The sequence below is a fragment of the Thiorhodovibrio winogradskyi genome (genome assembly GCF_036208045.1).
GTDB classification, from domain to species: Bacteria; Pseudomonadota; Gammaproteobacteria; order Chromatiales; family Chromatiaceae; genus Thiorhodovibrio; species Thiorhodovibrio winogradskyi.
In genome coordinates this window covers 5,311,049-5,326,183 of sequence record NZ_CP121472.1, presented here as the reverse complement: position 1 = coordinate 5,326,183, position 15,135 = coordinate 5,311,049, and the positions used below count along the sequence as shown (strand labels likewise).

Sequence of the window (15,135 nt, the reverse complement as noted above, 5' to 3'; positions counted from 1 at the left end):
AAGGATACCTCTATTCTTATTCTTGTCAATCCATAAGAATAAGAACGATCGTTGACTGCCGCAGCTAACGCCAGCTCAGCCACCGCGAGCGTAGCGAACGGTCGGACTGGAGGCCATCGTTAGGCGATTGATTGCGCATTAATTTACGGTCTGAGAGAAAAATTCACCATGGCCCCTTTGATTATAAAAAATACAGATTCAGTTCTTCGGCATTAAAAATCGACGCACTCCGATATATCAAAATAATAGTTTTCAATCTGAGTAATTATCTCATCTTCTGTTGTTTTTCGAGTTTCGATTTTTAGTTGATCAAGAGTCTTTCCATTGTGATGTAACGTTGACTGCTGTATTAATTTCCATTCTATATTTCTGCCATAACCAAGACATTTTAGTATACCGTACTCAACAGATGTGTAGTCGTTCGGATTCTGTCGATGTATGTAAATGGCATTATCGAGAGAATTACCAAACCCTCCGGAAATAGGAAAATCTATGTCAAAATCTTGGCGTAGCAACTGCTTCAAATCCATGGTAGTGGTTCTCCTGTCAGAATGAATTTTTTGTACGGCCTAACAGTTAATTAGGCTTTGTTAATTAACTTACTGCCCTTTGTACACCATATCCCCAAAGGGACTAGGAGCGTTTGTTACAGTTGAAATATCGTTTGTGTCGATATATCTTTCTAAGAGCTTTGCCAATCCTTCACAACCATTGTTGAATTTTTCGATATTTTCTTTTGAAGGCTTGAACGGTTTTATATGCTCACCAACATACTTGCCATCCTGCCATTCCAGCATATAAGTCCATTTACTATCAGTTTTCTTTTCCAAGGAAGCTATGCAGCTTGCCTCTTCATTTGCAAATTTCAACACCTTTAACTGAACAAAGAACTTTACCGCATCTTCAGGGTTTGAGAAGAACTCATTGATTAAATTGTATTTGTTCATTTCGTACTACTCCGATGTGAGCTTTCCGCCTAGCCAAGCCTAACGCCAGCCTCAGCCGCCGCGAGCGAAGCGAGCGGTCGGACTGGAGGCCATCGTTAGGCGATTGATAATGTGTTGTTTTTTTGCCTGGGAAAATAATTTCAACCAGACCCCTTTAATTCCCCAAAAAAGGACCGTCACGTTCCTACCCCTTTCTACATCTAACTATTAAGCATTTATCCATCGGGCGCTAAGCCGTGAGTCCGATCATGCGCTGAACTCTCAGCGCCCGATGGATAAATGTCTGTTGGACTAATCCGATCCTGGCACGGGCTCTCCGGCGCAGAGGCTCGAGAGCTGGCTTCTTAGGGGATTGTATTGGTCAGACCCCGGGAGTGCGGGGGTGGTGTTGGCGCTGAAGCAGCGGCACGGGCGGCAGCGGGAGGGGAAATACGTCATTTGGTGGCCTCCCTGGGGGAAGATGCGCTGTGTATTAGCGCTGAGTTTAGTCGATTCTCGAGCGCGAGTCGAGCGCGTGCACGGACCCGAGATCGGGCCGAAACGTTTCTCATGGCAGGTGAAGGGAGGGGACGAGTGATCGGCGCGCACTATCCTCCATCACGGCGTTTGGGAGCCAAGGCGGTGCGCACCCGCAGTCGTCCGCCGCGACAGCTCTGGCAGGGAAAACCATCAAAGGTCTTGGAAGGTTGCGGATGCCCGGTGGTGCCCGGCTCAGTTGGCATGATTGCAACAGGACGCGCTTGCACCGCGCCGATCGCCGCGCGGATGGCCGGCAAGCGCTGAGCACGACAACGATTGGCCAGGAAGCCGAAATGACGCACGCGCATGAAGCCTTTTGGTAACACATGGAGCAGAAAGCGGCGCAACAGTTCCTCACCGGAGAGGGTCATGACTTTGCGCTGGTCGCCATCGCGGTAGTCCTTGTAGCTGAGTTCAACGGACTCGCCATCAAAGCTGAGTAGGCGGCTGTCGCTCAGCGCGGTGCGGTGGCTGTAGCGTCCGAGGTAGTCGACGACGGTGTCGCCGCGCGCCAGGCAGGGCTTGGAAAAGACCACCCACTCGGTGCCCATCAGGGTATCGAGCATGCGATCGATCTCGCGTGGATCGGTTAACCGGCTCAATTCGCCAGCCGCGACGGCCTGGCGCAGACGACTGACAAAGCCGCCACGCAAGTGACGCGAGAGCGCCCGCACCGGGAACAAGTAGGTGCTTTTCGCGGGATGCCACTGACCGGTGGCGGAGAATGCCCCGCCCGGCACCAAACAATGCAGATGCACATGCCGGGTGAGCGTCTGTCCCCAGGTATGGAGCACGGCGGTCATTCCCAGTTGTCCATCCAGGCGCTTGGGGTTGGCACCGAAGGCGGACAATGTGGCCCAGACCGTCTCGAACAGCAGATCATAGAGCTGTTTGGGATGGACCTCGATCCAGCCATTGAGGGCGGACGGCAGCGTGAAGACCAGATGGTGATAGGTCACCGGCAGCAAGGCCGCGCGCTGACGCGCGCACCATGCCTCGGAGGCCTGGCGCTGGCAGCGCGGGCAGTGACGGTCGCGACAGGCGTGGTAACACAGCGCATCGGCATCGCACTGATCACAGTGCAAGGCGAATCCGCCGAGGACCGCGGTGCGGCAATCGCGGATGTGGTGACACACCTGCCACTGCCGTGGGCTCAAGGTCTGGGTCGCGACCAAGCCGTCAAGACACGCGTTGACCAGCACTTGCAGGGAGGCGGACTTAGCCATGCGCCGCCTCCAACTGGGCAATGACATCGAGCATGCCTTCACCCTCACGCGCGCTCGGCAGCCAATGCACATAGCGCAGGGTGGTGTGAATGCTCTGATGCCCGAGCAAGCGTTGCAGGCGCTGCACTGGCAGCCCGGCGGCCAGCTGATGGGTGGCATAGGCGTGGCGCAGCCCATGGATGCCGCCGACCTTGTGCACACCGGCGCGCTGCTTGGCCTGAGTGAAGGCTTTCTGCAGCGTGGTGGGCGCGAGCCGCGTCCCGGCGCGTCCGGCAAACAGCCACGCGCCCGGGCGATAGGCGCGCCAGTAGGCACGCAGTTGCGCCAACAAGGTCGGCGAGAGCGGGACCATGCGGTCCTTGGCGCCCTTGCCCTGTTCAATGCGCAACAGTCGGCGCTCCCCATCGATATCGCCAACGCGAACCGCCAGCACTTCGTTCAGGCGCAGCCCGCAGCCATAGCACAGGCTGAGCATCATGTGATGGCGCACATCCGCACAAGCGCGCAGGATGGCCGCCACCTCTTCGCGCGTGAGCAGCTCGGGTATGCGTTGAGGGCGCTTGGGCAGGGTGACGGCCAGGTCCACCGCCGGCCAGTTGAGCACCTGGAGGTAGAAAAAGCGGATGCCATGGTAGAACAGGCGCACGCTCGCCGGGGCGAGCCCACGCTCGCGCACCAAGTGCTCGAAGTAGCACTGTACATCATCCGGCATCAAGGTGTCAGGCGCGCGGTGGGTAAATTTGGCGAGATCGCGCACCGCGGCGAGGTAGCTCTGGTGGGTGCGCGGGGAGAAGCCATGCATCTGCATGGCGGCAATCATACGTTGGCGTAATGCGGTCATCGTCAGACCCTCTGTCAACGACCCTGATTGGGTCATCTTCAGTGTGGGCGACAATGTGCAATTGCGCTGTCAGTGGCAGGTGTGGGTTGGGGGCCGGTAGGTCCGGAAGCTCCGCGGAGCGGATTAGTTCAACAGTTTACTAGACAGAATATCGGTCGGGTGTGCTAGACAGAATCCGTGTAGCGCTGTTAGCATGGATTCTGTCTAGCGCCGAGCCTGAGAACAAATGATCTCGCAAGCACCCTAAATCCAACACTTTCTGTCTGTGAATCCGACACTAGCACATGCCTGCGCACCAAGCAACAACAAATGACGCCATGGATCGTTTCTGGGCACGCTTTATCGAGTTAGCGCGGATGAAAGGCGTCAAGGAGAACGCGATTCGCTGGCATGTGCGGCGCGCGGAAGCCTATCTTAAGGCAGTTTCCGGCAAGCGACTGGCGCAACACTCTGTCGATGATGTGACTGGCTACCTGGAGCATGCCGGGCGGCTAGGCGGAATTAAGGACTGGCAATTTGCTCAAACTGTAGATGCTATACAGAATTTGCTGGAGACCGCTAATGCACCGGTGGCCGGGCAGGTGGATTGGGGCTTCTGGCGCGATTCGGCGCGGTCTCTAGAGGCGGATCATCCGACGATCGCTCGTGAGACCGAACCCTCGGGTACCGGCAATGCGGCCGAGCAACTCGTGTCAGGCATCGCTTTCAAGCCGAAGCGCAATGCCCGCTCGCCATTGGACGCGGTGAGGGAGAATCATTCCGCGCTGCTCGAGCGGATGATTGCGGAGATTCGCCGGCGCAAGTATTCAATCCGCACCGAGCAGGCGTATGAAACCTGGGTGTGCCGTTTCATTCTGTTCTGCGACAACCGCGACCCGACGGAGCTGGGCGCGGAGCGCGTGCGTGCCTTCCTTGAGGATTTGGCGGTGCGGGGCAATGTGTCGGCTAGTACCCAGAGCCAGGCGCTGAATGCCTTGGCGTTTCTCTACCAGCAGGTGTTGGGTCGGTCCATGGACGAGATGGGCGATTTCGTTCGGGCGAAACGACCGAAGCGGCTGCCGGTGGTGCTGGAGCGCTCGGAGGTCGCGCGCTTGTTGACGGGCATCGAAGGCACTCAGCATTTGATGGCGGCTTTGCTCTATGGGACGGGCATGCGGCTGATGGAGTGCGTGCGCCTGCGGGTGCGGGATATCGATTTTGCCTACCCTCAGATTGTGGTGCGCGATGGCAAGGGACAGAAGGATCGGGTGGTGCCGCTGCCGGGGCGGTTGGAGCAACCACTGCGGGAGCAGCTGGAGAAAGTCCGCGCTTTGCACGAGCAGGATTTGGCCCAGGGCTTTGGGGAGGTGTTTTTGCCGGATGCGCTGGCGCGCAAGTGGCCGCATGCGGCAAAGGAATGGATTTGGCAGTATGTTTTCCCAAGCGCACGGCTGTCGGTGGACCCGCGCAGCGGGAAGATGCGCCGGCATCATGTGCATGAGAATGGCTTGCAGAAGGCGGTGAAAGCGGCGGGAACGCGGGCCGGGATTGCCAAGAAGGTGAACTGCCATTGCCTGCGCCATTCGTTCGCGACCCATGTGCTGGAGTCGGGCTATGACATTCGCACGGTGCAGGAATTGCTGGGCCACGCGGATGTGTCAACCACCATGATCTATACCCATGTGCTCAATCGCGGCGGGCAGGGGGTGCGCAGTCCGTTGGACGGATTGCTCTAACGCTCATGGTCCCGGCCACCCCGGATGATGCATCCATAAGATTTATGGTAAGCCTCATGGCCTGCCGAGAAGGCCCGCGGAGCGGAAGACATTCGGGGTCCGTTCGCGGACCCCGATGTCGCCGTAACAGATTTCAGTCCTCATGACAGGGGGTTGCCTGATTGTCATCAGTCCTGATCCGGTGATCCGGTCAGAATCGCCGGGGTTGTCGCGGATTAACCTTGTGGGCCGCCGCTGCGATTGTTGGCTTGTGGCCGACGGGAGATAGTGTCGCGCAAAGGTCCCGGCAGAGGATTGCGAATTTGGAATAATTTCGAGTGATCTGGCAATAATCTGCTAGTATTTATTTAAATAAAGCAATTTTAACAACTTCATCTGGCAGCCATGAGCATCGACCACTACGACAAGCGCATCCTCGCCGAGCTGCAAGGCGATGGGCGCATCAGCAATCAGGAGTTGGCTGATCGTATCGGGCTGTCGCCCTCGCCCTGCCTGCGGCGGGTGCGGGCGCTGGAGGAGCGTGGCATCATTGCCGGCTATCGCGCACTGCTGAATGCGCGCGCCCTGGGGTTGGATCTGATCGCCTTTATCAATATCGCCATGGATCGCCATACGCCTGAGCGTTTCGCCAATTTCGACGCCGCCGTGGCTGGTTGGCCGGAAGTGCTGGAGTGCTCGCTGATCACCGGGCGCGATGCCGACTATCAGCTGAAGGTGTTGGTGCGCGACATGGATGCCTATCAGGACTTGTTGTTGCGCAAGATCACCCGCATCGAAGGAGTCTCGGGGGTGCATTCGAGCTTCGTGCTGCGGCAGGTGGTCGAGCGCACCGCACTGCCATTGGAGAGTATTCGCCTGGAGGCTGGCACATGACTGCTTCGGAAGCTGTATCAGGTGGGTTGATGGCCGTCACCCTAAACGGCATTGCCCAGCTGGAATATGACCGGGCCAAGGTGCTGGCCGATTATCAGGGCGCTTATCTGGCCAAGATGGATGAGCGCATGAATGCCGAGGGCATTGTGATTGATGGTCGGCATTTGCTCGCGCCCGATCTGGGTCAGAAAGCCCAGTTCATCGCCGCCAATCTGACCGAGGCCATCACCACTAACAATGAGGCCATGGCTGCCGCCATGTGCTCCTGGCTTGCCACCCGGATGCCGGATCTCAAGCAAGTGAAGATTCGCGAGCAGGACGGCGGTTATGAGATCCACCTGGATTTCTCCGAGGCCTATGTCAAGCAGCACCCGATTCGCTTCGGTCGACCCGGCGCGCCGTGATGCCTGGAGTGTGGGCTTCCGGGCTGACACGACGAAACAGGAAACCTGGCGCGGCTAGCGGGATCATGATCAAGTTGGCCAGTGAGCCCCGGCTTTGCCGACCTGCGAGGACGACTGCGTCAGGTGATGCATTCTCTATACTTGAGAAAAGACGCGGAACAAAACGGCGGCTGCGAATGACCACGCCCTGCCCCTCTATAAACCCCACTCGCCCAAACGCGCCATGCATATCGCCAACCCCATGTACGACACCGTCTTCAAGTATCTGCTTGAAGATAACGCGCTGGCCAAGCTGCTGATCGGCACCATCCTGCAGGAAGACATTCTCAGCCTGGAATTCTGCCCCCAGGAGCGCACCCAACAGATCGAGCGCCCCGGCAAGCGGGTACTGACCGTCTATCGCATGGACTTCGCCGCCCGAGTGCGCAACGTCGAAGGAATCGAAAGGCAGGTTCTGATCGAGTTGCAGAAAGCCAAGTTCGCCACCGATATCCTGCGTTTTCGCCGCTATCTGGGGGCCCAGTATCGCGACCCGGAGAACATCCGCATGGTCACCCGCGAGAGTGGCGACCAAACCCGCGAAGGCATACCGATTCTGACCATCTATTTTCTTGGCCACGCGCTTGAGCACAGCGAGGCTCCGGTCATTCACGTGCGCCGCGATTGCGTGGATCTCGCCTCCGGGCAATCGCTGGCGCAAGCCGAGCCTTTCATTGAAAGCTTGACCCATGACAGCTACGTGATTCAGATCCCCAAACTGAAAGGCCAGCGCCGCACGGCGGTGGAGGAGATGTTGCAATTGTTCGACCAGAGCCGCACTGGCCGCGACCGGCATTATTTGAGCATTGATGAACAGGATATCCCGCCGGAATATCGCCCCCTCTTAAGGCGCTTGCAGCAGGCCGCCGCGGAACCGGAGATCGCCGACGCCATGGAGCTCGAAGACGAGATTCTCGAGGAGTTGCAGGACATCGAACGCAAGTTAGAGCAGGCGGAAGAACGGGTGGAGGCCGCGCTGGCGCGCGCCGAGGTCGAACAGGCGCGCGCCGAGGCCGCGCTGGCGCGCGCCGAGGTCGAACAGGCCCGCGCCGAGGCCGAGCACGAAGAAAAGGAACGCCTGCTCCACCTTCTCAAAGCCGCGGGCATTGATCCGGAAGGTGCCGAACCAAGCACCGAGTAGAATGCCGATAGGCAGGATGCTGGCGCCACAAATCCGCTGGCTGAACTGGCCACGAAAACGAACTTTGCAGCAGCGTCATCAGTGCCATGGCTCGATTATGGTCACAAACGCGGCTGTTGTCAGGCCCGCGCCGACTGGTTGTCGCTGACCGCAACCCCCATGACTGACTCCTCGAACTGGGGCGCTATGGAGCGCTAACACGACCACCCGACCAGCACTTGACCATCGCGCGTCCACGGATGAGCGAGCAAGGCCGTCATGCCCTGACTAAGGCCGGGCAGGCGGTGGCCACCATGGCCGTGGTCGACACGGGGTGCGCACATTCAAGCCATCAACCCGCCAACTCGACCCGGTCGCGGCCTGCCTGTTTTGCGCGATACAGCGCCTGGTCGGCGCGCACCATCAGAGTACTGGGATTAGTCACCGGCTCTGGATAACTGGCGATGCCGACCGAGAGGGTGACAGGCCTGAGTATCTGATCCTGGAACTGAATCGGCTCGGCAGCAACCATTGTGCGCAGAGTCTCGCCGCGCTCGCGGGCCGAGGTGAGGCTGGCGCCGGGCATCAGCACGACAAATTCCTCGCCGCCAAAGCGACAGACCAGATCGGTATTGCGAAACGCCTGGCTAAGTTGGGTGGCAACCTGCCTGAGCGCGGCATCTCCGGCGGCATGACCGTGGTTGTCGTTGAACTGCTTGAAGTGGTCGACATCGCAGATGACCAGTGACAGGGATGAGCGCTGGCGCTCGGCCAGGGCGATTTCGCGCGCCAAGACTTGGTCAAGAAAACGCCGGTTTTTCAGCCCGGTCAGGCCGTCCTGGTAGGACAGATCCCGTAACTCTTCCTGCAGCGCCAGCAGCGACAGAGCGAGGTTAATCTTCTCCACCGCTCGCTCCAGTATCCGCCACCAGAGGTGGATTGTATGGATCGACTCGGTTGCTGTTCCGTCCGCGGGCGAGCGCACCAACAGAAGTCCAAAGTCGGTTCGTCCGAGCTGCGGGTGCTCATAACGCAGACGCAACGGCCAGACGCGGCTGGTCTCGAGAGTGTCGGTATTGACCGAATCGCGCGCGCTCTCGGGACCAGGGGTCGGGGCGGCTAGACTTTCACGCAGATCCGGGACCGGCTGCCCCCAGGTTGCGCGCGGCTCGCTGTTGTCGACGGCCGTGCCAACGCGGTAAAAAGCCCCCGGCAGTGGTGTGCACAGCCCGGGCAGGCTATCGCTGAGCACCTGCTCGGTCTCGGCCAGCCTGTCGCAGCTCTGCACGCGCGCGATCAGCGCCTCGAGTTCCGCGGCCTTGCGATTCTCCATTTCCAGCAGGCGCGCGCGGGTGGCTTCGGCCTGGGCCAGGCGTTCGAGCTCGGCGGTGCGCGCGGCGACCTGCGTCTCCAAGGAGGTATTCAGCAGCGCGAGTTCGCGCTGGGTGCTAGCAAAGTGCCGCACCGAGATCAGGACAATGGCCAGGGAGAAAGCGAGCACGCCCCAGTTGAGCGGAACCTGGGTCCAGGGCAGCAGATTGTGCGCCACTGCCATGTCAAGCATCAACAGCAGCGCGAGCAGGGCCACCGCGGCTAGGATGAGCTGCTGCTCCAGGGTGCCGGCACGGGCGAGACGCAAGGCTGGCAGCATCATGATGGGCAGGGTGATGGCGAACAGCAGATCAAAGACCGGGTAGGTGTTGGCCAATGAGATCCAGCCGAGTCCGGCGAGGGCGAGCGCACCAAATAGATACGCCAGATGCAGCCGGCGGATCATCACCAGCAGCCAACTCCTGTCCGGGCGCAGCCATTGTTCAAGCAGCAGCGCGATGGCGACGGGAATCAGATAATAGCCACCGGCACCAAGGAATTCCCACAGCAGTGGGCGATTGACAATTAGCAGCGCGGCCTGGGCGCCGCTGAGCAACATGCTGCCGGATGCGAAGGAGAAGAGCGCAATGGCGCCAAAACCTCGGCGGTCACGCTCGAGTGGCGCGAATATCAGCGCCAGAATGGCGATTAGCAGCGAAAAGCCGCTGGTGATAAGTCGCTCGACCGATTGCGCCAGGATGCGTTGCAACAGGTCGATGCGCTCGCCGAGCAGCAGTTCGCCCCACAGGCCGATGTCCTTGTAGTCGGAGAACACGCGAAAATAAAGCTTCTTACCGCCGGCATCGCGCGGCAGCGGGATTAGATGCCAGGGCCAGCCGGCAAATTCACCCCTGCCCTCGGCGCTGAAGGTCCCATGGTGATAGAGCAATTGGCCGTCGAGATAGACCTCGACGATGGTATCGACGCTGAAAATAAAGAGCGCCGGATCGCGCCAGTCGAGCGGCGGCAGTGTGACCCGGTACCAGATATTCCCACGCCCGCCGCGGCCGGGTGGGTTGGATGGAAAATCGATGGCAATCCATGCGCCTTCCTCGCTGGTCTGGGTCCACAGCGGGGTTCCGTCCGGGGCGACGGGCGAATCTCCCCAGCGATAGTCCCAAGTGCGCTCGAGCGGGGCGATCTCCGCGGCGACGGTCTGGGGGGCGAGTGCGAACAGACCAGGCAGGCCAAGCAGGAGGGTAAGCACCAAGGCCGATAGCCGCGCGATCCGTCTAAACACGCTTAACCTCAAACACATCGGGCACTTGACCTAGTCTGGTGAGCAGGCGCTTGAGTTCGTCGATACCACCAATGCGCAAGGTAAAGCGCATACTGGCGACATCTGCACGCCTGTCGCTGTGGGTGGTTACGCCTGCCACATCGGCATGGGCGTCGGCAAGGACGGCGGAGACGTCGCGCAGCAGTCCGCGACGATCAACGGCCAGCAGCCGCACATCCACCGCAAAGCGGCTGTCGGATGACTGCTCGGCCCAGCGGGCTTCGACCAGGCGTTCGCGATCACCGGGCGGCAGGTGGGCGATGTTGCGGCAGTTCTGGCGATGAATGCGGATGCCGCGTCCGCGGGTGACAAAGCCGACGATGGGATCGCGCGGGACCGGCTTGCAGCAACTGGCGATCTGAGTCATCAAATCGCCGACACCTTGCACGATAATATCCGGCTCGCGGTTGTTGTCGCCGGCGGTGCCCGCTCTGGCCCGCCGCGATTTGAAGCTGATCTGTTGCCGATGCTCGGCCGGACTGGCTGGTGTGTCATCCCCCGTCTGGGCACGCGCTTCGCCGACCTGAGTGCCCTGGCCGACTTGACGCGCAATTTGGCCGACGCTCAGGTCGCCTCGGCCGATGGCGGCGAGCACATCCTCGCCACGCTGCAAGTTGTAGCGCGACGCCATCTGATCGAGCATGGGTTTGGTATCGATACTCAGGCGCGCGAGTTCCTTCTCCAACGCCGCGCGTCCCTCGGCGAGATGGCGGTCGAAGTCCTGCGACTTGAACCACTGGCGCACCCGGTTGCGCGCGCGCGAGGTCACCATGTAATGCTGATGCGGGCTGAGCCAATCGCGGCTCGGGCTGGCGTTCTTTTGGGTCAGTATCTCCACCGACTCGCCACTGGCGAGTTGATGGCTCAGGGGCACGATACGCCCATTGACGCGCGCCCCTCGGCAGCGGTGGCCAATCTCGGAATGGATGGCGTAGGCAAAGTCGAGCGGCGTGGCACCCTTGGGCAGTTCAATGACCTTGGCCTGGGGGGTGAGCACATAGACATGCGCGGGCTCGCACTCGGCCTTGAAACGCGCCAGCAGTTCGCCGCTTTGGTCGCAGTCGTTCTGTAGCTCGAGCCAGTTGCGCATCCATACCACCCGGCGCTGGAAATCCGCGTCATGGCCGGCGGCTTCCTTGTAGGCCCAGTGCGCGGCCACGCCCAGTTCCGCATGCTCGTGCATCTCCTGGGTGCGGATTTGCACCTCTAGCGGTTTGTCCTCGGGACCAATGACTGCCGTATGCAGAGAGCGATAAAGATTGCCCTTGGGCGTGGCGATGTAATCATCGAACTCGTGCGGGATGTGCCGCCAGAGGCCGTGAACAACCCCGAGCGCGGCATAGCAGGCGGGAATGTCGGCAACGATGACGCGCAGCGCGCGCAGGTCGAAGATCTGTTCGAACTCAACCCGCTTGCGCCGCATTTTGCGCCAGATGCTATAGATGTGCTTGGGCCGCCCGCTGATCTGAGCCGCGATGCCAGCGCGCGCGAACTCCTCGTTGAGCCGTTCGATCACGCGAGCGATATAGTCCTGGCGCTCGGCACGGCGCTCGCGCAGGGCGTTGGCGACGCGTTTGTATTCCTTGGGATGGCGATAGCGCAGCGCCAGATCCTCGAGTTCCCATTTGATCTGCCACACGCCGAGCCGATTGGCCAGAGGTGCGTAGACGCGCTCGGTATCCTCGGCCAGGGCCATCTGACGGGCGGGCTCAAGCGGCTTGGCGGCGCGCATCAGCTGCAGCCGCTCGGCCAGCACCACCAGCACCACGCGCACGTCCTCGGCGATGCCGAGCAGCAGGCGGCGCAGGTTTTCCTCATGCTCGTGCTGGTCTTTCTCGGCGATGATGCGCGTGACCTGGGTCAGGGCGCCGATACGTCCCAGGTCGGCGACCATGCGCGCGATGCCAGGGCCGAAGCGCTCGGCCAGGGTCTCTTCGCTCGGCCCTTGAGGTGTCAGGCAGCCATTGAGCAAGGCCGCGCACAGGGTGTCGGCATCCATGCGTAGGTTAAACAGAATATCGGCGGTGGCGAGGCGATGGCGAGCCTTGCTCTCGCCGGTATCGAGTCGCATCTTGCCCCAGCAGTTGATCATTAGCGCGCAGGCGGCGGCGATGCGTTTATGCGCCTTGGGCTCGTAGTGCGCGGCAAGCGAGTGCAGCCAGACATCCGCTGCCGGGCGATCCTCCAGCGTCGAATCAGGAAGAGTGGATACGGACTGAACCATTGGGCGGGGACAGCATGGTGTACGGGAGGAGTATGATGGATAGGGAGCCCGGTGGCGCAGGCAACGCAAGCGCAGGCTGGAGGGGAACAAATCCAGCGCTCAGACTATACCAATTCAAGGCGCGCTTGGGCGCGCGCGCATCCAGTCGAGCAGAACCGACAAGGGCAGTGGGCGAGCCACGAAATACCCCTGTACCAGGTCGCAGCCCAATTGTCGCAGGCGCTCGAACTGATCCGCATTCTCCACCCCTTCGGCGATGCTCTCAATATGCAGCCCGCGCGCTAGGGCCAGTACGGTGGTGACAATCTGGGCATCATCCGGGTCATCGAGTAGGTGGTCGACGAAGGACCGGTCGATTTTCAGAATATCGACGTCGAGGCGTTTGAGGTAGCTCAGTGAGGAGTAGCCGGTTCCGAAGTCGTCGATGGCCAGGCGAATGTGGCGCTCGGCCAGGGCATCGGCATTGCGCTGGCTCTGGTCGTGATCGAGCAGGGTGCTTTCGGTGATTTCCATCTCCAGGCGCTCGGGGCTCAGGCCGCTGCGACTGAGTTCGGCATCGATCATGGCCGGCAGGCGCGGATCCTGAAATTGGCGCGCCGACAGGTTGATCGCCATGCGTAGGTGGTGAAAGCCGCGTTGCTGCAATTCTAGCAGGGCATTGCAGCTTTCGCGCAACACACCGGCGGTGAGCTGGGTGATCATGCCGGTGTCTTCGAGAATAGGCACGAAAGCTGCCGGGGAGCTGTCCGGCGCATCCGGGCGATGCCAACGTAGCAGGGCTTCCAAGCCAACCACCTGGCCGTCTTGGGTTCGCACCTGGGGCTGGTAGTGGAGCGCGAATTCGCGCCGCTCAATGGCCTGCCGCAGGGCATGCTCAATCACGAAACGCTCGTGCGCCAGGCGGTCGAGTTCCTGGGTGAAAAAATGGAAGCAGCCCTTGCCGCGCTCCTTGGCTGCGTACATGGCACTGTCAGCATTTTTCAGCAGCATTTCAGAACTGTCGCCATCGCCAGGAAAGAGGGCGATACCCATGCTGACGGAGATGAACAGCTCACGCTGCGCAATGGCAAAGGGCCGTTCAAAGCTCGCGATGATGCGTTCAGCTGTCTTGTGTATGGCGGTCTTGTCCACGAGCGCATCGAGAATGAGGGTGAATTCATCGCCGCCCATCCGCGCGAGGGTGTCGCCGTCGCGTACCGCGGATTTCAGGCGCCGCGCGACCTGTTCGAGGAGTTTGTCGCCCACGGCATGCCCAAGGGCGTCGTTGACGGCCTTGAAACGGTCAAGATCAAGAAACAACAAGGCTACCTGATGCCCCTGACGGTGGGCTTTTTTGATTGCCTGGCGCAGAAGGTCGTAGAACAGATGGCGGTTGGGCAGGCGGGTGAGGTTGTCGTAGTTGGCGAGCAGCATGAGCTGCTGGCGTGCCTCTTGTTGCTCGGTGACGTCCTGCAGGGTGCCGATACAGCTGCGCGGCTGGCCGCCCGCGTCCAGGCTCGGCTCGCCTTTTAGGATCAGCGTCCGGGTCTCGCCATCCGCTCGGCGCACCCGCACCTCAATCTCCGCTGTTGCACCGCTCCCGCCCTGGATAATGGCGCGCACCCGGGCACGGTCCTTGGATTCGAAGCGCTCAAGCAGCCCGATGACGCTGGCGTCGACAGCGCCCGGATCGAGCCCAAGAATGCGCCAGACGCCATGGGAAAGTATCAGCGCCGGTCGGTCGCGGCGCCATTCCCAACTGCCAAAAGCAGCAATCTCCTGCGCTCGGGTCAGCAAATGGTCCGCCTTGCCGAGACTGGCGGCCATGTCGTTGAGCGAATGGGCGAGGCGACCGAGTTCGTCGTCCTTGCCCCCGGACAAATCGAGCTGTCGGCGACCGGCCGCGACCTGCTCGGCAGCCTCGCTCATCGCCCGCAGTGGCCGCGACAGCGATTGCGACAGACGCCAACCGATCAGCACACTGGCGAGCACCATCAGACCCACGGCAATGAAGGTCGTCAGCAGGAGTTGGCGTGCCGAGTCCTGCCACAGTTCATCGACTTTCTGCTGCATGCTGGCGAGCAACGCCCGGTCTTTGGCGTCCGAGAAGCGGATGCGCGCATAGCCGTGGAGGCAGTCGTCATGGCCGATGGCGAACACCATGATGGAAGCATCGCTGGCTGTCTCGATGACCGGCTCGCCGGGGCGGACGTCCAGTGGCAGTTCAACCTGTGCGCCGTAGTCAGGATTGTTCTTGGTGCCATCGGTCAGCACTCGCTTGTCGGCATCGAGAATCTGCACCGCCTCCGGGTCGAGCCAGGCGTGAATTTGTTCAATTTCCTCATTGAGCCGGCTGATGTCCAGATCGAACAGCGGATTGAACAGGCGGTTGCTCAGATAGCGCCCACTGGCGCGCAGGGTGGCATGCACACTGGCTGAATGCACGGAGGAAAAAGACTGCTGCAGCTCCCGGCGCAGCTCCTGGGTACCCGAGTAATGAAAAAAGCCTGCCAGCAGCAGGGTGATGGACAGGATCAGGGTCAGGGATGCCGCAAAATAAAGCGCGTATCGGGTGCTCAGGCGGTTGAGTTTGCCCAT

The 15,135-nt window shown here is 60.6% G+C and carries 11 protein-coding genes; 4 read left to right on the top strand and 7 right to left on the bottom strand.

Annotated elements, in window-relative coordinates; all coding sequences use genetic code 11:
* Positions 1-212: 212 nt before the first annotated feature.
* From Thiowin_RS24380 to Thiowin_RS24365, 4 genes are all read right to left on the bottom strand, one after another.
* On the bottom strand, positions 213-530 hold the full coding sequence (locus Thiowin_RS24380; protein WP_328985570.1) for a hypothetical protein: 318 nt from the start codon (positions 528-530) through the stop codon (positions 213-215).
* A 69-nt stretch (positions 531-599) separates the two neighbouring features.
* A complete protein-coding gene (locus Thiowin_RS24375) occupies positions 600-947 on the bottom strand; it encodes a hypothetical protein (protein ID WP_328985569.1) in 348 nt (115 codons plus the stop codon).
* Positions 948-1,534: 587 nt separating this feature from the next.
* Positions 1,535-2,692: an IS91 family transposase gene (locus Thiowin_RS24370; RefSeq protein WP_328985568.1), complete on the bottom strand. Its 1,158-nt coding sequence runs from the start codon at positions 2,690-2,692 to the stop codon at positions 1,535-1,537.
* The gene (locus tag Thiowin_RS24365; protein ID WP_328985567.1) at positions 2,685-3,533 is read right to left on the bottom strand and encodes a tyrosine-type recombinase/integrase; all 849 of its coding nucleotides are present in this window, start codon (positions 3,531-3,533) and stop codon (positions 2,685-2,687) included. The genes Thiowin_RS24370 and Thiowin_RS24365 overlap by 8 nt, the downstream gene beginning before the upstream one ends.
* Positions 3,534-3,817: 284 nt before the next feature.
* Here Thiowin_RS24365 and Thiowin_RS24360 point away from each other — a divergent pair, with 284 nt between their 5' ends.
* From Thiowin_RS24360 to Thiowin_RS24345, 4 genes are all read left to right on the top strand, one after another.
* Positions 3,818-5,248, top strand: a complete 1,431-nt coding sequence (locus Thiowin_RS24360; RefSeq protein ID WP_328985566.1) for an integron integrase — start codon at positions 3,818-3,820, stop codon at positions 5,246-5,248.
* A 384-nt stretch (positions 5,249-5,632) separates the two neighbouring features.
* Positions 5,633-6,121 carry an Lrp/AsnC family transcriptional regulator gene (locus tag Thiowin_RS24355; RefSeq protein ID WP_328985565.1) on the top strand — a complete coding sequence of 163 codons (489 nt, stop codon included), beginning with the start codon at positions 5,633-5,635 and terminating at the stop codon, positions 6,119-6,121.
* Positions 6,118-6,525, top strand: coding sequence for a hypothetical protein (locus Thiowin_RS24350; protein ID WP_328985564.1), 408 nt, complete (start codon positions 6,118-6,120; stop codon positions 6,523-6,525). The genes Thiowin_RS24355 and Thiowin_RS24350 overlap by 4 nt, the downstream gene beginning before the upstream one ends.
* Positions 6,526-6,748: 223 nt before the next feature.
* Entirely contained in the window at positions 6,749-7,705 is a 957-nt protein-coding gene (locus Thiowin_RS24345; protein WP_328985563.1) for a hypothetical protein, read from the top strand.
* Positions 7,706-8,036: 331 nt separating this feature from the next.
* On the opposite strand, the gene Thiowin_RS24340 is transcribed toward Thiowin_RS24345, so the two are convergent.
* The 3 genes from Thiowin_RS24340 to Thiowin_RS24330 form a co-directional block, all read right to left on the bottom strand.
* Positions 8,037-10,295 (bottom strand): GGDEF domain-containing protein, encoded by a 2,259-nt coding sequence (locus Thiowin_RS24340; RefSeq protein WP_328985562.1) that lies wholly within the window; start codon positions 10,293-10,295, stop codon positions 8,037-8,039.
* Complete coding sequence (locus Thiowin_RS24335) at positions 10,288-12,558, bottom strand: RelA/SpoT family protein (protein WP_328985561.1); 2,271 nt, start codon at positions 12,556-12,558, stop codon at positions 10,288-10,290. The genes Thiowin_RS24340 and Thiowin_RS24335 overlap by 8 nt, the downstream gene beginning before the upstream one ends.
* A 114-nt stretch (positions 12,559-12,672) precedes the next feature.
* Positions 12,673-15,135, bottom strand: coding sequence for an EAL domain-containing protein (locus Thiowin_RS24330; protein ID WP_328985560.1), 2,463 nt, complete (start codon positions 15,133-15,135; stop codon positions 12,673-12,675).